The 21,818-nt window shown below is 71.6% G+C and carries 23 protein-coding genes, 1 tRNA gene, 1 other RNA gene and 1 pseudogene; 15 read left to right on the top strand and 11 right to left on the bottom strand.

What is annotated here, in order from left to right; all coding sequences use genetic code 11:
* Positions 1-57: 57 nt before the first annotated feature.
* Positions 58-1,380 (bottom strand): annotated as a pseudogene (locus ACWDYJ_RS01305) (DNA polymerase III subunit gamma and tau); the annotation flags it as partial.
* Between the two features lie 65 nt (positions 1,381-1,445).
* An RNA gene (gene ffs, locus ACWDYJ_RS01300) (signal recognition particle sRNA small type) lies at positions 1,446-1,544 on the bottom strand.
* Between the two features lie 119 nt (positions 1,545-1,663).
* Here ffs and ACWDYJ_RS01295 point away from each other — a divergent pair.
* Positions 1,664-1,751: transfer RNA gene (locus tag ACWDYJ_RS01295), tRNA-Ser, on the top strand.
* 118 nt (positions 1,752-1,869) lie between these two features.
* On the opposite strand, the gene ACWDYJ_RS01290 is transcribed toward ACWDYJ_RS01295, so the two are convergent.
* Genes ACWDYJ_RS01290 through ACWDYJ_RS01280 form a run of 3 tightly spaced genes read right to left on the bottom strand, consistent with a single transcriptional unit; the run spans position 1,870 to position 2,578 of the window.
* Entirely contained in the window at positions 1,870-2,073 is a 204-nt protein-coding gene (locus tag ACWDYJ_RS01290) for a type II toxin-antitoxin system VapC family toxin (RefSeq protein ID WP_451563362.1), read from the bottom strand.
* Positions 1,977-2,297: a hypothetical protein gene (locus ACWDYJ_RS01285; protein ID WP_451563363.1), complete on the bottom strand. Its 321-nt coding sequence runs from the start codon at positions 2,295-2,297 to the stop codon at positions 1,977-1,979. The genes ACWDYJ_RS01290 and ACWDYJ_RS01285 overlap by 97 nt, the downstream gene beginning before the upstream one ends.
* Positions 2,294-2,578: a hypothetical protein gene (locus tag ACWDYJ_RS01280; RefSeq protein WP_451563347.1), complete on the bottom strand. Its 285-nt coding sequence runs from the start codon at positions 2,576-2,578 to the stop codon at positions 2,294-2,296. Before ACWDYJ_RS01280 ends, ACWDYJ_RS01285 begins: the two co-directional genes overlap by 4 nt.
* A gap of 489 nt (positions 2,579-3,067) precedes the next feature.
* On the opposite strand from ACWDYJ_RS01280, the gene ACWDYJ_RS01275 reads away from it, so the two are divergent.
* From ACWDYJ_RS01275 to ACWDYJ_RS01260, 4 genes are all read left to right on the top strand, one after another.
* Positions 3,068-4,009, top strand: coding sequence for a DUF4365 domain-containing protein (locus tag ACWDYJ_RS01275; protein WP_451563346.1), 942 nt, complete (start codon positions 3,068-3,070; stop codon positions 4,007-4,009).
* Between the two features lie 524 nt (positions 4,010-4,533).
* Positions 4,534-6,933, top strand: coding sequence for a helicase-associated domain-containing protein (locus ACWDYJ_RS01270; protein ID WP_451563345.1), 2,400 nt, complete (start codon positions 4,534-4,536; stop codon positions 6,931-6,933).
* 142 nt (positions 6,934-7,075) lie between these two features.
* Positions 7,076-7,561: a cation:proton antiporter regulatory subunit gene (locus tag ACWDYJ_RS01265; RefSeq protein ID WP_451563344.1), complete on the top strand. Its 486-nt coding sequence runs from the start codon at positions 7,076-7,078 to the stop codon at positions 7,559-7,561.
* Between the two features lie 4 nt (positions 7,562-7,565).
* Positions 7,566-8,933: a cation:proton antiporter gene (locus ACWDYJ_RS01260; RefSeq protein WP_451563343.1), complete on the top strand. Its 1,368-nt coding sequence runs from the start codon at positions 7,566-7,568 to the stop codon at positions 8,931-8,933.
* Here ACWDYJ_RS01260 and ACWDYJ_RS01255 read toward each other — a convergent pair.
* The gene (locus ACWDYJ_RS01255) at positions 8,823-9,980 is read right to left on the bottom strand and encodes a cation:proton antiporter (RefSeq protein WP_451563342.1); all 1,158 of its coding nucleotides are present in this window, start codon (positions 9,978-9,980) and stop codon (positions 8,823-8,825) included. The two genes, ACWDYJ_RS01260 and ACWDYJ_RS01255, sit on opposite strands and share 111 nt — an antisense overlap.
* A 5-nt stretch (positions 9,981-9,985) precedes the next feature.
* Entirely contained in the window at positions 9,986-10,465 is a 480-nt protein-coding gene (locus ACWDYJ_RS01250; protein ID WP_451563341.1) for a cation:proton antiporter regulatory subunit, read from the bottom strand.
* Positions 10,466-10,677: 212 nt separating this feature from the next.
* On the opposite strand from ACWDYJ_RS01250, the gene ACWDYJ_RS01245 reads away from it, so the two are divergent.
* A complete protein-coding gene (locus tag ACWDYJ_RS01245) occupies positions 10,678-10,893 on the top strand; it encodes a type II toxin-antitoxin system VapB family antitoxin (protein WP_451563340.1) in 216 nt (71 codons plus the stop codon).
* A complete protein-coding gene (locus ACWDYJ_RS01240; RefSeq protein WP_451563339.1) occupies positions 10,890-11,312 on the top strand; it encodes a PIN domain-containing protein in 423 nt (140 codons plus the stop codon). Before ACWDYJ_RS01245 ends, ACWDYJ_RS01240 begins: the two co-directional genes overlap by 4 nt.
* An 11-nt stretch (positions 11,313-11,323) precedes the next feature.
* Here ACWDYJ_RS01240 and ACWDYJ_RS01235 read toward each other — a convergent pair whose 3' ends face one another.
* Entirely contained in the window at positions 11,324-12,451 is a 1,128-nt protein-coding gene (locus ACWDYJ_RS01235; protein WP_451563338.1) for a questin oxidase family protein, read from the bottom strand.
* Between the two features lie 58 nt (positions 12,452-12,509).
* Here ACWDYJ_RS01235 and ACWDYJ_RS01230 point away from each other — a divergent pair, with 58 nt between their 5' ends.
* The 4 genes from ACWDYJ_RS01230 to ACWDYJ_RS01215 all read left to right on the top strand — a co-directional run bounded on the left by ACWDYJ_RS01230 (position 12,510) and on the right by ACWDYJ_RS01215 (position 15,906).
* Positions 12,510-13,001, top strand: a complete 492-nt coding sequence (locus ACWDYJ_RS01230) for a MarR family winged helix-turn-helix transcriptional regulator (RefSeq protein WP_451563337.1) — start codon at positions 12,510-12,512, stop codon at positions 12,999-13,001.
* Positions 13,002-13,113: 112 nt separating this feature from the next.
* Entirely contained in the window at positions 13,114-13,515 is a 402-nt protein-coding gene (locus ACWDYJ_RS01225; RefSeq protein ID WP_451563336.1) for a protease inhibitor I9 family protein, read from the top strand.
* Between the two features lie 302 nt (positions 13,516-13,817).
* Positions 13,818-14,525, top strand: a complete 708-nt coding sequence (locus ACWDYJ_RS01220; RefSeq protein ID WP_451563335.1) for a scabin-related ADP-ribosyltransferase — start codon at positions 13,818-13,820, stop codon at positions 14,523-14,525.
* Positions 14,526-14,919: 394 nt separating this feature from the next.
* Positions 14,920-15,906 carry a helix-turn-helix domain-containing protein gene (locus ACWDYJ_RS01215; protein ID WP_451563334.1) on the top strand — a complete coding sequence of 329 codons (987 nt, stop codon included), beginning with the start codon at positions 14,920-14,922 and terminating at the stop codon, positions 15,904-15,906.
* Between the two features lie 43 nt (positions 15,907-15,949).
* Here the strand turns inward: ACWDYJ_RS01215 and ACWDYJ_RS01210 are convergent, their stop codons facing one another.
* On the bottom strand, positions 15,950-16,762 hold the full coding sequence (locus ACWDYJ_RS01210; RefSeq protein ID WP_451563333.1) for a VOC family protein: 813 nt from the start codon (positions 16,760-16,762) through the stop codon (positions 15,950-15,952).
* A gap of 137 nt (positions 16,763-16,899) precedes the next feature.
* Here ACWDYJ_RS01210 and ACWDYJ_RS01205 point away from each other — a divergent pair, with 137 nt between their 5' ends.
* Both ACWDYJ_RS01205 and ACWDYJ_RS01200 read left to right on the top strand, forming a co-directional pair.
* Positions 16,900-17,490 (top strand): HhH-GPD-type base excision DNA repair protein, encoded by a 591-nt coding sequence (locus ACWDYJ_RS01205; protein WP_451563332.1) that lies wholly within the window; start codon positions 16,900-16,902, stop codon positions 17,488-17,490.
* A gap of 77 nt (positions 17,491-17,567) precedes the next feature.
* Positions 17,568-18,041 carry a cupin domain-containing protein gene (locus ACWDYJ_RS01200; protein WP_451563331.1) on the top strand — a complete coding sequence of 158 codons (474 nt, stop codon included), beginning with the start codon at positions 17,568-17,570 and terminating at the stop codon, positions 18,039-18,041.
* Here ACWDYJ_RS01200 and opcA read toward each other — a convergent pair.
* Both opcA and ACWDYJ_RS01190 read right to left on the bottom strand, forming a co-directional pair.
* Positions 17,990-18,922 carry a glucose-6-phosphate dehydrogenase assembly protein OpcA gene (gene opcA, locus ACWDYJ_RS01195; protein WP_451563330.1) on the bottom strand — a complete coding sequence of 311 codons (933 nt, stop codon included), beginning with the start codon at positions 18,920-18,922 and terminating at the stop codon, positions 17,990-17,992. The two genes, ACWDYJ_RS01200 and opcA, sit on opposite strands and share 52 nt — an antisense overlap.
* A 78-nt stretch (positions 18,923-19,000) precedes the next feature.
* Positions 19,001-20,638: a helicase HerA-like domain-containing protein gene (locus tag ACWDYJ_RS01190; protein ID WP_451563329.1), complete on the bottom strand. Its 1,638-nt coding sequence runs from the start codon at positions 20,636-20,638 to the stop codon at positions 19,001-19,003.
* Between the two features lie 88 nt (positions 20,639-20,726).
* On the opposite strand from ACWDYJ_RS01190, the gene ACWDYJ_RS01185 reads away from it, so the two are divergent.
* Positions 20,727-21,023: a type II toxin-antitoxin system VapB family antitoxin gene (locus ACWDYJ_RS01185; RefSeq protein ID WP_008740979.1), complete on the top strand. Its 297-nt coding sequence runs from the start codon at positions 20,727-20,729 to the stop codon at positions 21,021-21,023.
* Positions 21,024-21,126: 103 nt separating this feature from the next.
* The gene (locus ACWDYJ_RS01180; protein WP_451563328.1) at positions 21,127-21,792 is read left to right on the top strand and encodes a LytR C-terminal domain-containing protein; all 666 of its coding nucleotides are present in this window, start codon (positions 21,127-21,129) and stop codon (positions 21,790-21,792) included.
* The last annotated feature ends 26 nt before the right edge of the window (positions 21,793-21,818 follow it).

Here is a 21,818-nt window from a genome sequence, read left to right as displayed (position 1 = left end):
GTGCGCTCGGCTACGACCCCCAGGACGACTCGGAGCGCTACGCCGGGCAACTCGTCACGGAACAGCCTGCTCGGGCTCGGGAGCCCGTACGGCGGCACGTGTGGCGGCGACACCCCCGCTGGGCCCGGCCGGGGCCATGGCGTGCACCTCGGGCCCGGGTACGTAGCCCATGGCGGGCGCGGTAGCGGCGGTGACGGGCGCGGCCATGAAGGAGGGAGGCGGGCCACTGCGCTCCAGCCGGTCGAGCCGGGCCTGGAAGGACCGCTCGTCGTCGAAGGCGGCGGGCAGCAGCACGCGGGCGCAGATCAGCTCCAGCTGGAGCCGCGGCGAGGTCGCCCCGCGCATCTCGGTCAGCCCGGTGTTGACCAGGTCGGCGGCGCGCGACAGCTCGGCGGCGCCGAAGACGGCGGCCTGGGCCTGCATGCGCTCGACGACATCGGCGGGGGCGTCGATGAGGCCCTTCTCCCCTGCGTCGGGCACGGCGGCCAGGATCACCAGGTCGCGCAGCCGCTCCAGGAGGTCGGCGACGAACCGGCGCGGGTCGTTCCCGCCCTCCACGACGCGGTCCACGACCTCGAAGGCGGCGGCCCCGTCCCCGGCGGCGAACGCGTCCACGACGGAGTCGAGCAGCGACCCGTCCGTGTACCCCAGCAGAGAGGTGGCCATGGCGTATGTCACACCCTGCTCGGCGGCGCCGGCGAGCAGCTGGTCCATGACGGACATGGAGTCACGCACCGATCCGGCGCCCGCGCGCACGACGAGCGGCAGCACGCCGTCCTCGACGGTGGCGCCTTCCCGCCCGCAGACCTCGGCCAGGTACTCCCGCAGGGTGCCCGGCGGCACGAGGCGGAAGGGGTAGTGGTGCGTACGCGACCGGATGGTGCCGATGACCTTCTCGGGCTCGGTCGTGGCGAAGATGAACTTGAGGTGCTCCGGCGGCTCCTCGACCACCTTCAGCAGGGCGTTGAAGCCCGCCGAGGTGACCATGTGCGCCTCGTCGATGATGTAGATCTTGTAGCGGCTGCCGGCCGGCCCGAAGAATGCCTTTTCCCGCAGGTCACGGGCGTCGTCGACACCACCGTGCGAGGCGGCGTCGATCTCGATGACGTCGATCGAGCCCGGCCCGTTCCGGGCGAGGTCGCGGCAGGACTGGCACACGCCGCAGGGCTCGGGGGTGGGGCCCTGCTCACAGTTCAGGCAGCGGGCGAGGATGCGCGCGCTGGTGGTCTTCCCGCAGCCCCGCGGCCCGCTGAACAGGTACGCGTGATTGACCCGGTTGTTCCGCAGGGCCTGCATCAGCGGGGCAGTGACATGCTCCTGCCCGATGACCTCGGCGAACGACTCGGGGCGGTAGCGGCGGTAGAGCGCAAGGGACGACACGTCTACGAGGTTATCCGGGCCCACCGACAACAGCGGCCCGCAGACGCCCCCGGACCCGCCCCGGAACGCAAAGCGCCCCCCACGCACCCGCCAGAGCCCACTTACCCTTGCTGCCTTCCGGCCCTGGGGGAGTTGGGTGAGATAGCGCCACGTGAGGGGCTGGGCCCCACCCTAGCCGATGTCGGCCCCAAGAATCGAACCGGTCCCCCGACCCGTCCACCCCGGGACCGACGGCCGGAACCGTGTTCGCGAGCACCCCTCAACGTCTTGTATTGTTTGCGGCGGAGGATTCGCCTAGTGGCCTAGGGCGCACGCTTGGAAAGCGTGTTGGGGGCAACCCCTCACGAGTTCGAATCTCGTATCCTCCGCCAGTGCCTCACCGGGCACTTGAAGGCCCCGACCGGGAAACCGGCCGGGGCCTTCTGCGTTCCGTGGTCTCAGTTATGTGCGACATAGCCGGGTGACCCACCACATTCCGGCCTCGATGGCCTACCCCTCGTACTCCCAAGGATTCAGCAGGAGTGCGCCTGACCTCGCCAGATGCTTGATGTTGCGGCTCACCAGCGTCCAGTCGTTCGCCAGCGCGGTGGCGGCGATCAGCGCATCGGGGGGATCGATGCTGGTCCCGGCACTCTTGAGCCTCCGGTGAAGAGCGAGGTAGGCGAGTGCCTCCCGCTCTCCGACCGTGGCGATCCGGTCTCGGTACTGATCACGGTGTTCGCGAGCGCCCGCTCGAAACCGGTACGCCGCACCAGATCCGACGTCCCCTGGATACCCGCCTCGATCTCCGCGATCGTGATGACGCTCAGATAGAGGGCAGGAGCTGGAACAGACCGAGCCCAGGCGACGACGGCCGGGGCAGGCTGCGGCCGGGTGGTGATCTCCGCGACCACATTGGCGTCGAGCAGATAGATCACTCGCCGTCCGCCGCGTCGTCGTAGGAACGCTGCCCGAACTCCAGACCCTCGAACGGGGCCGTCGTAAGCCGCTCAAGGAACCCGTCGCTGCCCAGGGTCGCCCAGCGGTGAAGCATGTCGGGCAAGGCATCGATGTCGGTGTCGGCGAGCTCGGCATCGAAGTGCCCGAGCTGTCGCTCGGGCAGGGACTCCCGGATCTCCCGGATCTCCCGGATCGTCCGAAGCGGATGAGGCTCCTCAGGTCTGCGCGGCGGGAGCGGCAGATTCGGGGCAGTGCTCATGATCGGCTCCTCCACGCTGTGGTCCACGGGCCCATGCCTGAAGACCACCCTAGGCCGGGTGGCCCTGGAAAGGCCCGAAAACGACCGGAATCCGGGCTTTGACGGGACCCGTCCGCCGAGTCGCCATCGCTGGCTTGCGGCAGCGACACCCACGGCACACCGAGAGTGGCTGCACGTCACTGCGGTCAGCGCCGCCGCCGCAGCAGTCGTCGCGCCCTCATGACTGTTCGAGCGGCGGGAGTCTGACGCCACCCTGCTTTCCCTGGCGAGAAGGCCCAGTGCGGGGAACCCTCACTCACCTGACCGGTTCCGGCAGTCTCGCCAGGGTTCAGGCTGAACAGCCGACTACGGTCAGCGGCCAGCGCCCCAGTCAGACGAGGCACTGCTGAACCCAGAGGGAGCGAGCTTCCCAGCCTGTCGGTCCGACCACCTACGCTTGGTGCCCTTGTAGCTCGCTGCGCTCCGGAGCACGTCGGATGGGGATGCTCTGTGCCTAACGTTCATTCCACTCACCTGGTCGACCGGGCTGGTGTGTCCCGAGCCGCCTACTTGGTGTCCACGCGACTGGGCTGGCTCTTCCGGGAACAGGAAACTAGCGACATCGGGGTCGATGCACACCTTGAGGTGGTGGACAACGCGGGCCTGACTCCTGGCAGCGTCGGCCTGGGGACCGGTCGACTCCTTGCCGTTCAGCTCAAGTCAGGGGCCAGTCAGTTTGCTTCTCCGGGGGAGGGCGGCTGGTGGTACTACTGCGATACGCGCCACGTCGTGTACTGGCACAAGCACTCGCTTCCAGTCGTCATCATGCTGTTCAACCCCTCCACTGAGCAGATTTTTTGGCAGCATGTCGATGGCGAGACGCTCAAGCTCACCAGCCAGAACTACAAGATCTTCGTCCCTGAGACGCAGCAGTTGGATGAGACCTGCGCCGAGGCGCTCAGCAGACCCGCACGGCACCGCACCAAATCGAGCGACTCCCCGACGTATCCGGACCGGCCGGAGGACGTCAGGAACAGATCCGTCCGACTCGCGGATTACGAACTGGCCGGCTCCATCGATCTGCTCTTGGGGAGCACAGACGAAGGCCTCGCCGGAGCGAGTCCGCGCGACTTCAGGACGGCGCTCGCGAACCGACTCCGCTCGCTGCGGCGCCTTGCCGGTTCACCCAGTGTGGAACTCATCTCTGCCAAAACCGGGTACGAGGAGGACAAGGTCGCTGCCTACCTGGCAGGGAGTGCCCTCCCCGGGCGCGGCCGAACGGTGACGATCGTCAACATCCTCATCGAGTACGCCCGCGGCCGGGGCGTCGAAGTGCCCAACCACTTCCAAGACATCCGGGCCTGGGAACGAATGCAGCGGGTCGCGAAGAGACCCGGAATGCAGAAGATCGTGAAGAACAAGGCACTCGCAGGATCTCTCAAGACCCGCTAGCGCTCCAGCAGCGGTCCGCTACCTGGCTCCGGGATGCCGCGTTGCGCGGGTGGTCTCCCTCGGATAGCGCGGTCCCCCGCTCGCGGGCCCCGCTACGCAGCCCGAAGCCCGCAATGGTCTCAGTTCTGGTCTCATTCAGCCCCGTCCGCCCAGGTCCAGCCGATACCCGCCGACTCGTCTCGGACCAGGTCAGAACGGGTACGGGCCTCAGCGGACAGCGCTGAGGAGATTTGGAAAGCGTGTTGGGGGCAACCCCTCACGAGTTCGAATCTCGTATCCTCCGCCAGTGCCTCACCGGGCACTTGAAGGCCCCGACCGGGAAACCGGCCGGGGTCTTCTGCGTTCCCTTTCGGCGGTCGGGCAGGGCGTGTCCCAGGGCGACGACACCCCGCGATGACACCCGTGGGCGGGAACCTTCCGCAGTCCGAGACGTCCAGGCCCACCGGATGGGCCATCCTTGAGCCCGGCGCCGGACTGGCCGAGGTCCGACGCGGCGTGTTCCTTGGCCTGAGGAAAGGTTCTCCATGGCGTCCGGATCAACTCTGGCAGCCTGGCTGCGCGGTCTCGACGGCCCGCGCCTGGCGCGGGTGCTCGCGACACGGAAGGACGCCGCGTCCCCTCCGGAGCCGCGCTCGGTGGGGGAACTGGCGGACCGTCTTCAGCGGCCGGGGTCGGTAGCACTCGCGCTGCCCCTGCTCACCTTGCCCGACCTGCAGGTGGCCGAGGCCGTTGCGGCGTTGGGGACGCCCGCGTCGCGCGATGCCCTGGCGAAGCTGCTGGGAGCGACGGCCGGCGAGGCGGGCCGCGCCTTGGAGGCGGTCCTGGAGGCACTGGCCGGACACGCGCTGGTCTGGCCGGACCGCAGCGGAAGGCTCCACATGGCCGCACCGTTGCGACAGGCGTGGGAGGCGCCGCTCGGGCTGGACGCACCACTGGCGGAGCTCCTGGCGGACATGACCTCCGACGAGCTGCGCGGCATGTTGGCGGCGCTGGGCGTCAAGCCGCCCGGCACCAAGCAGCAGCGCATGGCAGCGCTGCTCGCACACCACAGCGATCCGGAAGGGATTGCCTCGGTGGTCGCGAAGGCTCCTGCGGCAGCCCGCGAGCTGCTGGAGCGCCGAGCGTTCGGGGCTCCCGGCGCCGGCTCCGAACCGGGCGAGCGCTGGGCGCTGGACCGAGGGCTCCTGATCCGGGACCACCGCTGGTACGGCCCCGCCCGGATGCCCGTCGAGGTGGCAGTCGCGCTGCGCGGGCCCGCCTGGCACGCGCCGTTCGAACCCGAACCGCCCGCCGTGCGGTTGGTGTCCGTCACCACGGCGGAAGTGGACCGGGAGACGGCAGCCGCGGCCACGGCGTTCGCGGCGCATGCGGCCTCGGTCATGTCGGCATGCTCGACAGCGCCGCCGGCCACGCTGAAGTCCGGCGGTGTCGGCGCACGTGAACTGGCCCGCATCGGCAAGGCCGCCGGGGCCGATGACCCCGTGGTACGCATCACGCTGGAGGCCGCCCACGCGGCAGGGCTGCTGGCCCGGGACGGCGACCGCGTCGCCCCCACCGAGGCGTACGACGCCTGGGCGGCGCGGGAACCCTCGGAGCAGTTCGCCGCGCTGCTCCAGGCATGGCGGAACCTGCCCCTCACCCCCTCCCGGGCGCGCGACGAGAACGACAAGGCACTCCCCGCGGTCTCCGGGGCGCCACCCTGCGGCGGCTGCTCGCAGACCCGGCACGGGTTGCTCGCCGCCGCGGCGAGCCTCCCGGCAGGGCGGGGGGCGCGAGCCACCTCGGACCTGGGGATGCTCGTGGCATGGCACCGCCCACTCGCCGACCCGACGCCCCAGGGCGAAACACCGTTCGCCACCGTGATCCGTGAGGCCGAACTGCTCGGCGTACTCGCCCGCGGCGCGCTGTCGCCCCTCGGCACCGCCCTGCGAGCCGATGACACGGACGAACTGGCCGCCGTGTGCCGGCGCCTGCTGCCCGCGGCCACCGGCACGGCCCGGTTCGGCGTCGATCTCACCGCCGTCGTCGCCGGAACACCGACCGCGCGAGTGGACGCGCTCCTCGATTCCGCCGCGGACCGGGAAACCCGCGGCACGGCCTCGGTATGGCGGTTCAGCGCCGGCAGTGTCCGCCGCGCCCTGGACTCCGGACGCACCTCGGACGAAATCGCAGCCGATCTGTCCGCCATCGCCGCAGGGCCCCTGCCCCAGCCCCTGGCGTATCTGATCGCCGACACCGCGCGCGGCCACGGCCGCGTACGCGTCGCCCCCGCCGCCTGCGTCATCCACGGCGAGGAGCCCGCGCTCCTGGCCGAAATCGCCGTCCACAGCAAGCTCGCCAAGCTCGGCCTGCGACGGCTCGCCCCGACGGTCCTGGTCGGCCGCGGCCCACTCGACCAGACCCTCGCCGCGCTTCGGGCCGAGGGCTACGCTCCCGTGGCCGAGACGGCCGACGGAACCGTACGCGTCGAGAGGACCCGGCCCCAGCGGGCCGCCGCACCCGTACCGGCCCCACGGAAGGCCCGTACCCAGGCCGGCCCGCGAAGCACGACGGCTCGCCACGCGGCGAAGGCCCTCGCCGCGGCCGACCTGAACGCCCTGGCCGCCCGACTCCTCGCCGCGCCGCCGACCACACCGGAACCCGACCCGTTCGGGCCCGGCGGAGTCCCCTTCGGCACGGATACCGAGGAGATCGTCGCCGGGTACGCGAAGCGGCTGTCGTACAGCGATGTCCGCCAGTTGGCCCATGCCATCGACACCGGTACGGCCGTCACGGTCGATTACGTCGCCACCTCGGGAAGCCGCACCGTACGCACCCTCGGCCGCCTCACCCTCGACCCGCCCTATCTCGAAGCCTGGTGCCACCTGCGGGACGCCGAACGCGTCTTCACCCTCTCCCGGATCCACGGCGTGATGCCCGCATAGGACCCGAGGGTCCCTTTCCCTACCAACTCGGGTGATTCGTACGCCGATAGGGTGAAGGAGGGCTCTGGCAAAGGCGGATTCCAGGGCCTTCCCTCACCCGAACACTCCTTCCGCCCGAACCGCATGGACCTGGAGGTCTGCCGTGCCTGTTCCTCGCGTGAGCCGTACGCCGCTACCGGGCATAGGGGTCCGGTACGACCTCACGACCCGCGAGCACCGCCGTCTGTCGGTGATCGCCCATCGCGACGGTGCCCGGACGCTGAACGCCTACCGGCGGGACGATCCGGACGAGTGCGCGCTGTCGGTGAAGCTGACCGGTCGTGAGACGGAGGCGCTGATCGACGCGTTGATGCCCTCGCACCACAGCCCGAACCTGCTCTCCACGACCGACCTGGGGTTGGTGGCGGAGCGGATCGAGCTGTCCTCCGTCTCGCACTGGAACGGGCGGGTCCTGGGCGACACCCGGATGCGGACGCGGACCGGCGTGTCGATCGTGGCGGTGCTGCGCCGGGCCGAGGCGATTCCGTCTCCCGGGCCCGACTTCCGGCTGGCCGGCGGGGACACATTGATCGTGATCGGCACCCGCGAGGGTGTCGAGGCCGCCGCCGCGATACTCGGCCGGGAGTGAGCGCATGCACTCCTCCGCTGTCTTCCTGATCGAGTTCGGCGCGATCATCCTCGCCCTGGGCTTGCTGGGCCGGTTCGCCGGACGCTTCCAGTTCTCCCCGATACCCCTCTACCTCCTGGCCGGCCTCGCCTTCGGCAAGGGCGGTCTGCTGCCGCTGGGCACGAGCGAGGAGTTCGTCGCGATCGGCGCCGAGATCGGCGTCATCCTGCTCCTGCTCATGCTCGGCCTGGAGTACACGGCGAGCGACCTGGTCTCCAACCTCAAGACCCAGTACGCGGCGGGCCTGGTCGACGCCGCTCTCAACGCCCTTCCCGGCGCGGCCATGGCCCTGCTGCTGGGGTGGGGGCCGGTCGCCGCCGTCGTCCTGGCCGGTGTCACGTGGATCTCCTCGTCCGGCGTCATCGCCAAGGTGATGGGCGACCTCGGACGACTCGGCAACCGCGAGACCCCGGTCGTCCTGAGCATCCTGGTCCTCGAGGACCTCGCGATGGCCGTCTACCTGCCGATCGTCACCGCCCTGCTCGCCGGGGTGAGTCTGGCCGCGGGCAGCCTCACCCTCGCCATCGCCCTCGGCGTGGCCGGACTCGTCCTCTTCCTCGCCGTCCGCTACGGCCGCGTCATCTCGCGCTTCGTCTCCAGCGACGACCCCGAGAAGCTGCTGCTGGTCGTCCTCGGCCTGACCCTCCTGGTCGCCGGTATCGCCCAGCAGCTCCAGGTCTCCGCCGCCGTCGGCGCGTTCCTCGTCGGCATCGCCCTCTCCGGGGAGGTCGCGGAGGGCGCCCACAGCCTGCTGAGCCCGCTGCGGGACCTGTTCGCCGCGGTGTTCTTCGTCTTCTTCGGCCTGCACACCGACCCCGCCAGCATCCCCCCGGTCATCCTGCCCGCGCTCGCCCTGGCCGTGGTCACTGCGGGCACGAAGATCGCCACCGGCTACTGGGCCGCGCGCAGGGCCGGGATCTCCGTCAAGGGGCGGTGGCGCGCCGGTGGCACCCTGGTGGCGCGCGGCGAGTTCTCCATCGTCATCGCCGGCCTCGCCGTCACCGCGGGCATCGAACCCTCCCTCGGTCCCCTCGCCACCGCCTACGTCCTGGTGCTGGTCGTCCTCGGCCCGCTCACCGCCCGCTACACCGAACCCGTCGCCACCTACCTCACCGGACGGCTCCGGCCCCGTCGGCCGGAGATGCCGGACATGGCAGACATGGCAGACATGGCGGATGTATCGGGCGTGCCGGACGTGAGTGAGCAGGTGTTCGCCGTGCCGCTAGGCCTTCCCCAGGGGGGCGGTGCCGGGAGCGGTACCGGCGAGGCGGGTCAGGACCGGGCCCGCCAGGGCCAGGACGAAGACGTACGCGGTCACCAGCGGGCCGAGTGAGCCGTGCGTCGTCCCGACGAGCCCGACGATCACCAACGAGAACTCACCCCTGGCGATCAGGACCGTCCCGGCGCGCAGCCGGCCCAGTCGGCCCACGTGGTCGCGGGCGGCGGCGAACCGGCCCGCGAGCACCTTCGTGACGGCGGTGACGGCGGCGAGCGCGAGTGCGGCCGGCAGGACGGGCAGGAGGTCGCCGGGGTCCACGGACAGCCCGATGGACAGGAAGAACACGGCGGCGAACAGGTCCCGCAGCGGGCTGAGTACGGCACGGGTACGGGCGGCGGTCTCCCCGGTGAGGGTGAGGCCGACGAGGAAGGCACCCACCGCGGCCGAGGCGTGGACGGCCTCGGCCAGGGCCGCGACGATCAGGGTCAGTCCCAGCACCCGCAGCAGCAGTTGTTCGGCGTCCGGGTGGGAGACGAGCCGGCCGACGTGGTGGCCCCACCGGTAGGAGACGGTGAAGGCGACGACGACGGCGCCCAGGGCGGCGAGTACGCCCAGAACCGCCTGCCACCACTGGCCGCCCGACGCCAGCACGGCGAGCACCGGCAGGTACAGGGCCATGGCGCAGTCCTCCATGACCAGCATCGACAGCACCGCCGGTGTCTCCCGGTTGCCCAGCCGCCGCAGGTCCTCCAGCAGCCGGGCGACGATGCCGGAGGAGGAGATGTACGTGGCCCCGGCCAGGGCGAAGATCCCCAGGCCGTCCATGCCCAGCAGCCACCCGGCGACCGCCCCGGGTGTGGCGTTCAGCCCGAGGTCCATCAGGGCCGACGGCACGTGCCGCCGCACGCTGACCGCGAACTCGGGCAGCGAGAACTCCAGGCCCAGGGCCATCAGGAGGAGGACCACACCGATGGCGGCACCGGTCTCGACGAACTCACCGGCAGCGGGCACCGGCGCGATGCCGCCCTCACCGATCGCCAGGCCGGCCAGCAGGTAGAGCGGAATCGGCGAGAGGGTGAAGCGCCGCGCCAGAGTCCCGAGCACGCTCAGAACGGCGAGGATCACCCCCAGCTCCAGCAGCAGCGCGACCGGCGTACGCACCGGGCTCAGCCCCGGATGATCTGTTCCACGCCCGCGATGCCCTCGTGGGTCCCGATCACCACCAGCACGTCCCCACCGCAGAGGGGCTCCTGTGGCGTGGGGGAGGCGATCACGTCCTCGCCCCGCACGATCGCGACGATCGACGCTCCGGTCCGCGTACGGGCCCGCGTGTCTCCCAGCGGCCGGCCGTCGTACGGGCCCCCCGCGCGCACCTCGATCTGCCCCGACATCAGCCCCGGCACTTCCTTGGTCAGGTCGGCGAACCGCTCCGCGATCCGGGGCGCCCCCAGGATCTCCGCGACCGCGTCGGCCTCCTCGTCGTTGAGCTGAAGCACCGGCCGGCCTTCGTCCGGATCCTCTTCTGCGTAGACGACCAGTTCGAAGTCGCCGGTGCGCCGGGCCACCACGCCGACCCGCTCACCCCGGTGATTGGTGAACTCGTACCGCAGGCCCACACCGGGCAGGAGTACCTCGGTGACATCCATCCCCCCATCATCGGGCGGTACGAGGGAGCCGGCCTGCGCGGTGGGGCCACGCGGGGCATGCGGCCACGTTCACCGCCCGGCCCGCCCGGCCCGCCCGGCCCGACTCGCGTCGGACCGGTCCGCTCCGTCCTGAAGCTCGGCGCCGTTGGAGTCCGTCCCGCAGGTCGCACGCGAGATATACTTGTCGCCATACTTGATATCAAGGAGTCCACATGAGCCGCACCGTGATCGATCTCGACGACGAGCTCCTCGCCGACGTGGCGAAGGCCCTGGGGACGAGCACCAAGAAGGAGACGGTCAACACCGCCCTGCGTGAAGTGCTGGAGAACCGGCGCCGCGCCTTGGCTCTCACCAGGCTCCGCGCGGCGGCCGACGAGGGCGCCTTCGACCTGGAGCTGTTCGAGGACAAGAGGAACTACCGCCGGTGAACGCGGCACAGTTCCTGATCGACACCAGCGCACTCGCACGTTTCCTGCGCGGCGACGCGGAGCAGTACGGGTGGGACCAGGCGGCAGCCGCTGGGCTCATCGCGACGTGCCCCGTCACCGAGTTGGAGTTCTTCTACAGCGCGCGGTCCGCCCGGGACCGGTCGCGCGGCATCGAGGACATGCGGTCGGTGTTCGGCTGGGTGCCCGTCGACGATCGTGCGTACGACCGGGCCTGGAAGGTTCAGGAGCTGCTGACCCAGCGGGGGCAGCACCGCAGCGCCGGCGCGGTGGACCTCGTCGTTGCCGCCACCGCGGAGCTCCAGGGGCTGACCCTGCTGCACCGGGATCACGACTTCGAGTGCATCGCGGCTGTCACCGGCCAGGCCCTCCAGTGGTTCGGGCCGGAGACCGGCAAGTAGGCCGCAGCCCTTCATGAGGCGGCACCCGCAGCGCCGCCGCCCCCGTCCAGCGGCGTGATGCGCAGCTGCGCGGCGAAGGCGGCCGCCGGGTAGCGCGGGTCGGGGCGCAGGGCGTACTCGCGCAGGCAGGCCTCGGTGAACTTGATGACGTGCTCGTCGCCGTGCGCGGCGGCCCGCGCGCCCAGCTCGTCGGACGGGGGCACCTCCGGGACCTCCGCACGCCAGGCGTCCGTGCCCTCGCCGCGCCGGTCGACGGTGAAGGCCAGCAGGAACGCCGACTGGACCTGCCAGAGCCGGGCCAGCGTCGGCTCGTGGAGCGCGTGCGGCAGGTGCGGGAGGACCAGGCGGACGGCGGCGGGTGCGGTGACGCCGTGGATCAGCGGAACCGGGTAGACCTCGGGGTGGGCGAGGTAGACGTCGGCGAACTGGGCGGTCATCTCGCTCAGCAGCCGGGGCGCCTGCTCCGGGGCGAGCCAGTCGAGCGAGGCGGTGTAGCCGGGCAGCGCGGCGAGCGAGTCCAGGCGGTGGCGGGCGACACCGGGGCCCGGCCGCTGCCCGTCGAGCGGGGGCCGGGGCAGCGCGGCGACGGCGGCGGGCAGGTCGTGGGGGCCGTGCAGGCGCGGGCTGCCGGGCAGCTCGGTGTAGCGGGCGGCCCAGTACGCGAGGCCGCGGGCCAGTTCGGTCAGCTGGAGCCGGGTCGGCTTGTCGGCCGCGGCGTAGAGGCCGCGTACGGCGTGGGCGGTGCGGATCAGGCCGTGGGTCAGGCCGGCGATCAGGCCCGGCAGCAGGCGGGGCCACCAGCGCACGAGCACCTCGCGCCAGTGCGCTTCGGCGAGTTCGCGGACGAAGAGCCGCTCCCAGTCCCCGGCCCGGCCGAAGGCCCCGAGGGCCGGGCGCCAGGAGGACTCGTCCGTGGGGTCGAGGGGGAAGCGGGCGGCGGGCGGCTCGTGGTGGTCCATCGCCGCGCGGTAGCGCCCGACCCACCGGGCGACCTCGTCCTCCTGGCCGAGCAGGGCGAGCGCCTCGGCGCCCATCGGGCCGTGGTTGGCGAGGTCGACCCCTTTGCCCCGCTCGTAGCCGAGGTCGTCGAGCCGTTCCAGTGCGTCGTTGAGCGCGTCGCCGTAGCTGATCGTCGACAAGAGAAGATCCTTCCGGTATCCAAACAGTTTGGAAATCCGAACCATCTACACTCGCAGTATGCCGCACACCCACGACGCCGGGAAGGCGCCCCGGACACCGACCCCGGCCGAGGTCGAAATCGCGGGCCTGGTACCGCTGTTGGAGCCCTTCTACCGCACCTCCGTCGTACGGGATCTCATGCCCGCGGCGCTCAGCGAGGCCATGGACTCCCAGGGGCTCACCCCGCGCCACGGCGCCGTCCTGCCGCAGTTGCTGGCCGGAGAGCCGCTCGCCGTCAGCGAGATCGCCCGGCGGCTCCACGTCTCGCTGCCCACCGCCAGCGAGCTGGTCGGCGGCCTGAGCCGGGCCGGCATCGTGAAGCGCGCCGAGGACCCGGCGAACCGGCGCCGGATCCTGGTGACGCTGGCCGAGGAGTACCGCACGCCGCTCGAAACGTTCATCGTCCGGCGGACCGAGCCGCTGCTGCGGGCCCTGGAGAGGCTGACCCCGCAGGAGCGGGCGGGATTCGTGGCGGGGCTGACGGCGTGGGTACGCGAGGTACAGGGGTAGCTGGGGTGGCCGGTTCGCCGGGGAAGCCCCTCAAGGCGGGGGCCCGCGCGGCCGAAGGATCGGGTGGGCGCTGTCCGCGCCCTTCCCGCGCCCGTTCGAAACGGAGTTCCGCATGCGTCCGTTCCTGCGCCCGGTCCTGGCCACCGCCCTCCTGCTCACCGCTTCCCTGTGCGCGGCGCCCGCCGCCTACGCCGCCGGCCCCGAGGGGGTGTCCGCGGCGTACCGGGCCGACGACGACGGCCAAGCGGGCACGTACATCGTCACGCTCGCGCGGGAGGCCGATCCCCACCGGGTCATGCGCGAGACCGGCGTCGAGCGCGCCCGGTTCGTCTTCCGCCACGCGGTGCGCGGTTTCGCCGCCGACCTCGACGGCGAGCAGCTGGCCGCGGTACGGGCACACCCCGAGGTCACCGGCGTGGAACGCGACGCCGACGCCGTCGGCGCCCCCGTGACACCGGCGGGCCCGGCTGCCGCCGCCGCAGCCGCCGCCTCGGCCTGGTCCTGGGGCCGCTGAGCCTCACGGGCCTTCCTGGTCCTCGCGCGAGCCGCCGCCCGGCACGGCCTGGAGGTGCACGCCCCCGGCCGGTGCACCGCCCGGCCGGGGGGCGGGCCGTACGGCGCTTCGCGGACGCCTGGCCGCCGCCGGGCCCCGCCCGAGGCCGTCCCGTCGGCGATCTCGCCTTCGTACGCGGCTGAAACCTTTCCCCAGTACGACTGATCCGCCCGTGCGGGTGGACCCGTCGCACTCTGCCCGGTCCGCGCCCCGCACAGCTCTATAAAGGGCCCGTCATGTTGATCAACTGATGGGTTCTCACCATGTTGAAGGCCGCTCTCCGCTTCCTCGCCGCTGCCTCGCTCGCCTCCGCCGCCCTCGTCACCCCGGCCGTCGCCGCCCCCGCTCAGGCGCCGACACCTGCTCCCGCGCCCGGTACCGAGCCGTGCGGCCCGGTCTCCAAGCACCAGGAGTGGCACTGGTGGAGCACCACGACCAACCCGTTCATCGCGTACGCCGTCGAGGCCGCCGCGCGGGCCGAGAACTGGCAGTGGCGCATCGACGACAACTCCCTGTGGCGCGGCGACACCCGCGAGACCGTCGAGGAGCTCTTCCGGACCGGCTTCACCCCCCGGGGCAGTGAGCTGACCCCGCTCGCCGAGTACATCGTCAAGGGCGGCGGCCAGAACACCGCCCACCTGAGCACGAGTTGCGAGAAGTGGGTGGCCGAGAAGTTCGCCACGTACGGGGCCGCGAAGACCGGCTGGGTCTACGAGATCGACGCCCCCGGCGGCATCGACGTCAACGCCAGCGCCCACACCAACGGCTACGAGTCCCCGTACCTGTGGAACAAGGAGATCGATTTCCCGGGCGGGGTCAAGGGCCGGTTCATCAAGCAGGCCTGCAAGATCCACCTGATCAAGACCGACCCCGTGACCAAGGTCAACACGTACGAGAACCTCGGCTGCAAGACCAACCGCGGCTTCGCCCCCTTCCAGAACCGCGAGCTCGTCACCACAGCCGCGCACTGAAACACGCGAGAAGCGGCCGGCTCGGCGGCGGCAGCGGTCAGGAACCGGCCGCCGTCAGGGCGCGGAGGCGTACGTGACGAAGCCCGCCCACGCGGTGTCGCTGACCGCGAGCCGCGGGCCGGGGGGCGGTGGCGACCGGGACTCGGGGAAACGAAACCCGGGGGGCCAGTACGTTTCTGTTGCTTCGCAGTACTGAGAGAAAGAACCTCGCCCAACCCCACCAAACCTCCCCCGGCAGCCGCTCTCACTCACACGGGTGAATTGGCCCAACTGGCTGGACTTTGGACTGGTCTTGGGTCATATGCTCAGCCCGACATCAGCGGACATGAGACGGCCCCCGCCGGGACTGCAATCCCGGACGAGGGCCTGACCAATGAGGAAGACGCAACTTCCCATGGCTTTCGAGCACCCTAGCGCGCCCTCGCGCGCGGTGTACGGCGTTCATCACTCGAACGTCCGGCACACGACCCGGTTCACCGTGATCGGGAACCACCTCATCCAGAACACCGAGATCTCCCTGACCGCCCGGGGGCTCGGCGCCTACATCCAGTCGCTGCCCCCCGGCTCGCCGGTCGGCATCAGGGACCTGGCCAGGCGGGTTCCCGAGGGACAGATCCGGATCGCCGCCGCGCTGCGCGAGCTGGAGGCGCACGGGTACCTGCGGCGGATCCGGGAGCAGCTCCCGGACGGGCGGATCGTCACTCGTACGGTGTCCTACAACCACCCCAAGGCCGTGACCCGCCCCACCCCGCCGCCCCCGGATCCGACGCCGGACCCGGAGCCCCCGCCCGAGCCCGACCCGGAGCCGCAGGCCCAGGTGGCCCCGCAGGAATCCGAAGCCGAACCGGAGCCTGAGCCCGCACCGGAGCCCGCACCGGAGCCCGAACCGGAGCCCGAACCGGAGCCGGAGCCCGCACCGCAGCCCGAACCGGAGCCGGAGCCCGCACCGCAGCCCGAACCGGAGCCGGAGCCCGGACCCACTGCACCGGCGGAGCCGCCGTCCCCCGTCCGCCAGGCAGCGATCACCCTGCTCGGGAGGCTGCGGCGGACCGACCACCGCCTGCTCCTCGGCCGGCGGGACATCGAGCGGCTCGCCCCGGCCGCCGAAATCTGGCTGGAGCGCGGCGGGAGCATGGACTCGATCATCGCCGTACTGACGGCCAGGGTCCCCGACCCCGTCATCAACCCGGCCGGACTGATCGCGCACCGCCTCAAGGAGCAGATGCCCCCGCTCCTGGTGCCGGAGTTCCGCAGAGCCGAGCACGCGGTGCTGGTTCCGATGCAGAACTGCCCGACGTGCGACCGGGGCTTCAGGAGCCCACACCCCGGAACCTGCGGGGACTGCGCGGACGACGCCGCAGACGCCGCCGACGACGGCTGATCGCCCCCGCCGGGTCACGGCGGGGGCGGGTCCCTCGTACGGCTCAGCCGAACTTCGGCATCTCGCCGACCGTCGTCGACAGGTCGATCACCGCGAACGCCGCGCCCTGCGGGTCGGTCACCGCCGCGAACCGCCCGAAGGGGCTGTCCATCGGCCCGAATTGCAGCTTGCCGCCGTGCTTCTTCGTCTTCGCGACCGCCTCGTCGCAGTCGGGGACCGCGAAGTAGATCTGGATGTACGGCGGGAGGTCGGGCGGGAAGTCCTTGTCCATCTTCATCCGGCCCAGCACCGGGTTCTCCCCGCCGCCCAGGCTGAAGACCTTGAAGTCCAGGTCGGCCATCTCCGGGTCGTCACCCGGGTCCATCTGCTGCGCGCCGTACGGGAAGACCTTCGGCAGGAAGTCGTCCGCCTTCTTCACGTCCCGGGTGAAGACCTCCGCCCAGGCGAACGAACCCGGTTCGCCCATCTTGTCGAAGCCCTTGTGCTCGCCCGACTGCCAGACGCCGAAGAGCGCGCCGCTCGGCTCCTTCGCGATCGCCATCGTGCCGAAGTTGCCGACCTGCATCGGCTCCATCAGCAGTTCGCCGCCCGCCGCCTCGATCTTCTCGGCCGTGGCGGCCGCGTCCGGCGAGGCGAAGTACAGACACCACTGCGAAGGCGCCTCGCCCCCCGGCATCGGCGGGACGACGGCCGCGACGGCCTTCCCGTCGGAGTACGCCTCCGTGTAGTTGCCGTACTCGGTGCTGGCCTCGCCGAAGGTCCAGCCCAAGACGTCACCGTAGAACGTCTTGGCGGCCTCCACATCGGCGAACATCGCGTCCGCCCAGCACGGCGCGCCTTCCTGGAACTCACCCATGGTCGATCGACTCCTGTGTCCGTCGTCCAGTACGCATGCATTCCTGTCCTTTCACGCTAGAGGCGGGCTCTGACAATCGCGCGCCGACCGCGCGCCGACCGCGCGCGCGGAGCACCGCCCCGCGAGACGCTGGAGGCATGGACGTCACCATGCGGCTGGCCCAACACCCCGAGGCCGATGCCCTGCTCGCCCGCAGCCCGCTCGCCGCGCTCGTCGGCATGCTGCTCGACCAGCAGGTGCCGATGGAGTGGGCCTTCTCGGGGCCGTACACGATCGCCCAGCGGCTCGGAGCCGACGACCTGGACGCGCACGCCATCGCCGCGTACGACCCGGAGGCCTTCGCCGCGCTGCTCTCGCGGAAGCCCGCCGTGCACCGCTACCCGGGGTCGATGGCCCAGCGGATCCAGCAGCTGTGCGCGTACCTCGTGGAGCACTACGGCGGGGACGCGGCGGCCGTGTGGGCCGACGCCGCGACGGGGGAGGAGCTGCTGAAGCGGCTCAAGGAGCTGCCGGGCTTCGGGGAGCAGAAGGCGCAGATCTTCCTGGCCCTGCTGGGCAAGCGGCTCGGCGTACGCCCGAAGGGCTGGCGGGAGGCGGCCGGCGACTACGGCCCGGCGAACGTCCACCGCTCGGCGGCCGACATCACGGGCCCGGAGTCGCTGGCCAAGGTGCGCGAGTACAAGCAGGAGCGGAAGGCCGCCGCGAAAGCCGCGAAGCAGTCGCCGTAGGGACGCCGCACCACGAGTTGACAGACCCGTCACCGCCCGGCCAGGGCAAGGGTGGGGGCGACCGTAGGGTCGGCGGCATGACCGAAAACCTCACCCGCGCGGCCACCGCCGAAGTCGTCTCCGACGGCCCTGGCAGCGTGATCACACTGCTGACCGACACCGACGAGCTCACCTGCAACACCGCGAGCTTCGAGGTGGGCGCGGCCGGCGCCCCGGTGCACTTCCACACCAAGGCGACCGAGTTCTTCCACGTCACCGACGGCCGGCTGGACGTCCTGGTGGGCGACGAGATCCACACCCTCACCAAGGGCGACTTCCTCAGCGTCCCGCCCGGCGTGAAGCACGCCTTCGCCCCCGCCGCCGGCTCGACGGCCGAGGTGTTCGTCGGCTTCACTCCCGGCATGGGCCGCTTCGACTACTACCGCCTGCTCGGCCGGGTGCGCGCGGGTGAGGCCACCGTCCAGGACATCAAGGACAGCTCACCCGTCTACGACAACCACTACGCGGAGAGCGGGGTCTGGGCCGGCCGGGCGCGCAGCGCCGAGGCGTAGACCTCGTCGGCGTCGAGCCGCCGCAGTTCCTCCGCGATCAGCTCGGCGGCGCTGCGGATCTTGAGGGCCACCTTGCGGTCGGGCCGCCCCGGCAGGACCAGCGTGGCCAGGACCCCCGCGGGCCGGTCCACCCGGATCTCCCCGCCGGTCGTCTCCAGCCGGACCCGGGTGATGACCGGCCCGTCCGTGACCACCCGCTCCACCGGCACCCGCAGCCGGTCCTCCAGCCAGCGGGCCAGCAGCTCGGCGCTCGCGTTGCCGGCCTCGCTCTCCACCGCCGCGCCCGTCACCGGCAGCGGCTTCTGGTCGAGGGCGGCGGCCAGCAGCGAGCGCCACGGCGTCAGCCGGGTCCAGGCCAGGTCGGTGTCGCCGGGGGCGTACGAGGCCGCGCGCTGGGCCAGCACACCCACCGGGTGGGGGGCCGCCTGGGCGTCGGTGATCCGGCGCTGCGCCAGTGCGCCCAGCTCGTCGCGGGCCGGATCGGCGGGGGCGTCGGCCGGCCACCACGCCACCACCGGCGCGTCCGGCGCCAGCAGCGGCAGCACCACCGAGCCGGCCCGGGCGGTGAGCTCGCCGTGCAGGCGCAGCACCACGATCTCCCCGGATCCGGCGTCCGAGCCGACGCGCAGCTCGGCGTCGAGGCGGGTCGGGCGGAGCCGGTGCGGGCCCCGCGCGGTCCGCTTGATCACCGCGATGATGCGGCACGGGTGCTCGCGGGAGGCCTCGGAGGCGGCGCGTACGGCGTCGTAGGCGTTCTCCTCGTCGGTGACCACGACGAGGGTCAGCACGAGCCCCATGGCGGGGCTGCCGACGGCGCGCCGCGCTGCGAGCATGGCCCGGTCGATCTTGCTGGACGTGGTGTCGGTCAGTTCGGTCCGCATACATCGAGTCTGTCAGCGCCTGCCGCACCGGTGACAACCGGTTCGCTCGATTCCGCCTCGAAGCGGGCGGGGGGCGGACTACCGGCGGCGGCGCGCCGTGCCGAAGAGGGACCGGGAGATCTCCCGCCCCAGCTGGGTGCCGACCGAGCGGGCCAGCGAGCGGAACAGCCCGCTGCCCACCACCTGTTCGGCCAGCGAGCGGTCCGCCTCGGGGGCGCCGCGGGGCACCGTCCGGGCGTCTTTGGCCTGCTTCGCGGCCTCCGCGGCAGCGGCAGCCGCTTCCGCCTGCGCCTCGGCGGCCGCCTGCTCGGCGCTGATCTTCTCGTACGCCGACTCGCGGTCGACCGGCTCCGCGTAGCGCGGGTACAGCGGCGACGACTTCACCGCCCGGTCCAGGGCCGCCGCGTCGATCGGCGCCATGAGCGACTGCGGGGCGCGCAGCCGGGTCGCCGCGACGGGCGTCGGCGCGCCGTTCTCGCTGAGCACGGTGACGACGGCCTCGCCGGTGCCGAGCCGGGTGAGCAACTCCTCCAGGTCGTACGCCGAGTGGGGGAAGGTCTTCACCGTGGCCTTCAGTGCCTTCGCGTCGTCCGGGGTGAAGGCGCGCAGGGCGTGCTGCACCCGGTTGCCGAGCTGGGCCAGCACGTCCGCCGGCACGTCCTTCGGCGTCTGGGTCACGAGGAACACGCCGATGCCCTTCGACCGGATCAGCCGCACGGTCCGGGTGATCGACTCCAGGAAGGCCTTCGAGGCACCGTTGAACAGCAGGTGCGCCTCGTCGAAGAAGAACACCAGCTTCGGCTGTTCCAGGTCGCCGACCTCCGGCAGGTCGGTGTAGAGGTCGGCGAGCAGCCACATGAGGAAGGTGGAGAACAACTGCGGCTTGTCCTGCACCGCGGGGAGTTCCAGTACGGAGACCACTCCGCGCCCGTCCGCGGCCGTACGGAGGAATTCGCCGGTGTCGAACTCGGGCTCGCCGAAGAACTCGGCGGCGCCCTGCTGTTCGAAGGCGGTCAGCGCCCGCAGGATCACCCCCGCCGTGACCGTGGAGAGCCCGCCGATGCCCTTGAGCTCCGGCTTCCCCTGGTCGGAGACGAGGAAGGCGACCACCGCCCGCAGGTCCTTGAGGTCGATCAGCTCCAGGCCCTTGGAGTCCGCGTAGTGGAAGATCAGGCCGAGGGACTGCTCCTGCGTCCGGTTCAGCTGGAGCACCTTGGACATCAGCACCGGCCCGAAGGCCGTCACCGTCGCCCGAACCGGAATCCCGGCGCCGGTCCCGCCCAGCGAGTAGAACTCGCTCGGGCAGCCCCTGGCCTCCCACTGCTGGGCGACGTCCCTGGCCCGCGCCTCGACCTTCTCGTTGGCGGTGCCGGGCGCCGAGATGCCGGAGACGTCGCCCTTGATGTCGGCGAGGAAGACGGGCACGCCGTTCGCCGACAGCTGCTCGGCGATGAGCTGGAGCGTCTTGGTCTTGCCGGTGCCGGTGGCGCCCGCGACCAGCCCGTGCCGGTTGAGCATGGACAGCGGGATACGGATCTGGCGGTCCGGCAGGCAGGCGCCGTCCCACAGCAGTGCCCCGAGATCGAGCGCGGGTCCGGTGAAGGCGTACCCGGCGGCGATCGTGGCAGCCGGGTCGGCTGCGTCGGCTACTTCGGCTGCGTCGGCTGGGGCGTCGGCCGCATCCGCCGGAACGTCAGGGTCCGTGCTCTGACTCATGCATCACTCCCGAATTAGCGCTGCCTGCCACTTTTGCACCCATGCCGTCAGGCTGCGCCCGGAGGCACCGGCCCGGTAGGCTTTCGGTGTGATCTTCAAGCGCATCGGAAGCGGGCGGCCGTACCCCGACCACGGCAGGGAAACCACCCGGCAGTGGGCGGATGTCGCCCCGCGCCCGGTCCGGCTCGACCAACTGGTGACCACCAAGGGACAGCTGGACCTCGAAACGCTGCTCGCCGAGGACTCCACCTTCTACGGCGACCTCTTCGCGCACGTCGTGAAGTGGCAGGGCGACCTCTATCTGGAGGACGGGCTGCACCGCGCGGTGCGCGCGGCCCTCCAGCAGCGCCAGGTGCTGCACGCACGCGTCCTGGAAATGGACTGATTGCGCCTTTCGGGTCAGCCTTGCCCGATCAATAGATCATTTAGTAGGCATCGTCCGGGCGCGGCACTACGCTGCGCCCATGAGCATGCTCACACCCCCCGGCATGGGCGGAAAATACCGCGTCACGGGAGCTGCCTACCCCCGCATGAGCCGTCCCCGGCGCCGCCGCCGGATCGTGTTCGCCGTGCTCGGATCGGTCCTCGCGCTGGCCCTCCTCGGCTACGGGGCGCTGCAGCTCATCGACGTGTTCCGAGGCGACGACGGCGGTAAGCGGAATGCGGCGGCGGCCGGCAAGGACTGTCCGACCGCGCCCGCCAAGCCCGCCGAGCCCGCCAAGGCCGTCGCCGAACCCAACGGAGGCCCGACCGCCTCCACATCCGCCTCACCGGCGGTCGTACTCCCCGAGGCCGGTCAGATCACGGTCAACGTCTACAACGCGACCCCGCGCGCGGGCCTCGCCAAGGCCGTCGGCGACGAGCTCGCCAAACGCGGCTTCGTCGTGGGCCAGGTCGGCAACGCCCCTCCCCAGTTCGACAAGAAGGTCCCCGGTCCCGGGATACTGGTCGGCTCCCCCGCGACCGACAAGGCCGCCTACTCCGTGCTCGGCACCCAGCTCGCCGGAGTGACCCAGCAGCACGACACCCGCGAGGGCGCGGACATCGACCTGATCCTCGGCGACGCCTTCAAGGAGCTGAACACGAAGGAGGACGCGGACAAGGCGCTGGCCCTCCTGGCCAACCCCGTGCCCGCGCCCGCCAAGACCTGCTGAAAGCGCCGAGCCTGCGGAACGCGCTG

The sequence above is a fragment of the Streptomyces sp. NPDC003042 genome (assembly GCF_053591315.1).
This window is presented reverse-complemented; position numbering and strand designations above follow the sequence as displayed.

What these genes read in the sequence shown, in the direction of transcription:
- opcA (WP_451563330.1), bottom strand. Translation starts at nt 18,922, where the DNA reads ATGCGGACCGAACTGACCGACACCACGTCCAGCAAGATCGACCGGGCC.
- ACWDYJ_RS01245 (WP_451563340.1), top strand. Translation starts at nt 10,678, where the DNA reads ATGAGCCGCACCGTGATCGATCTCGACGACGAGCTCCTCGCCGACGTG.
- ACWDYJ_RS01180 (WP_451563328.1), top strand. Translation starts at nt 21,127, where the DNA reads ATGGGCGGAAAATACCGCGTCACGGGAGCTGCCTACCCCCGCATGAGC.
- ACWDYJ_RS01215 (WP_451563334.1), top strand. Translation starts at nt 14,920, where the DNA reads ATGGCTTTCGAGCACCCTAGCGCGCCCTCGCGCGCGGTGTACGGCGTT.
- ACWDYJ_RS01220 (WP_451563335.1), top strand. Translation starts at nt 13,818, where the DNA reads ATGTTGAAGGCCGCTCTCCGCTTCCTCGCCGCTGCCTCGCTCGCCTCC.
- ACWDYJ_RS01200 (WP_451563331.1), top strand. Translation starts at nt 17,568, where the DNA reads ATGACCGAAAACCTCACCCGCGCGGCCACCGCCGAAGTCGTCTCCGAC.
- ACWDYJ_RS01270 (WP_451563345.1), top strand. Translation starts at nt 4,534, where the DNA reads ATGGCGTCCGGATCAACTCTGGCAGCCTGGCTGCGCGGTCTCGACGGC.
- ACWDYJ_RS01230 (WP_451563337.1), top strand. Translation starts at nt 12,510, where the DNA reads ATGCCGCACACCCACGACGCCGGGAAGGCGCCCCGGACACCGACCCCG.
- ACWDYJ_RS01225 (WP_451563336.1), top strand. Translation starts at nt 13,114, where the DNA reads ATGCGTCCGTTCCTGCGCCCGGTCCTGGCCACCGCCCTCCTGCTCACC.
- ACWDYJ_RS01205 (WP_451563332.1), top strand. Translation starts at nt 16,900, where the DNA reads ATGGACGTCACCATGCGGCTGGCCCAACACCCCGAGGCCGATGCCCTG.
- ACWDYJ_RS01210 (WP_451563333.1), bottom strand. Translation starts at nt 16,762, where the DNA reads ATGGGTGAGTTCCAGGAAGGCGCGCCGTGCTGGGCGGACGCGATGTTC.
- ACWDYJ_RS01260 (WP_451563343.1), top strand. Translation starts at nt 7,566, where the DNA reads ATGCACTCCTCCGCTGTCTTCCTGATCGAGTTCGGCGCGATCATCCTC.
- ACWDYJ_RS01250 (WP_451563341.1), bottom strand. Translation starts at nt 10,465, where the DNA reads ATGGATGTCACCGAGGTACTCCTGCCCGGTGTGGGCCTGCGGTACGAG.
- ACWDYJ_RS01280 (WP_451563347.1), bottom strand. Translation starts at nt 2,578, where the DNA reads ATGAGCACTGCCCCGAATCTGCCGCTCCCGCCGCGCAGACCTGAGGAG.
- ACWDYJ_RS01190 (WP_451563329.1), bottom strand. Translation starts at nt 20,638, where the DNA reads ATGAGTCAGAGCACGGACCCTGACGTTCCGGCGGATGCGGCCGACGCC.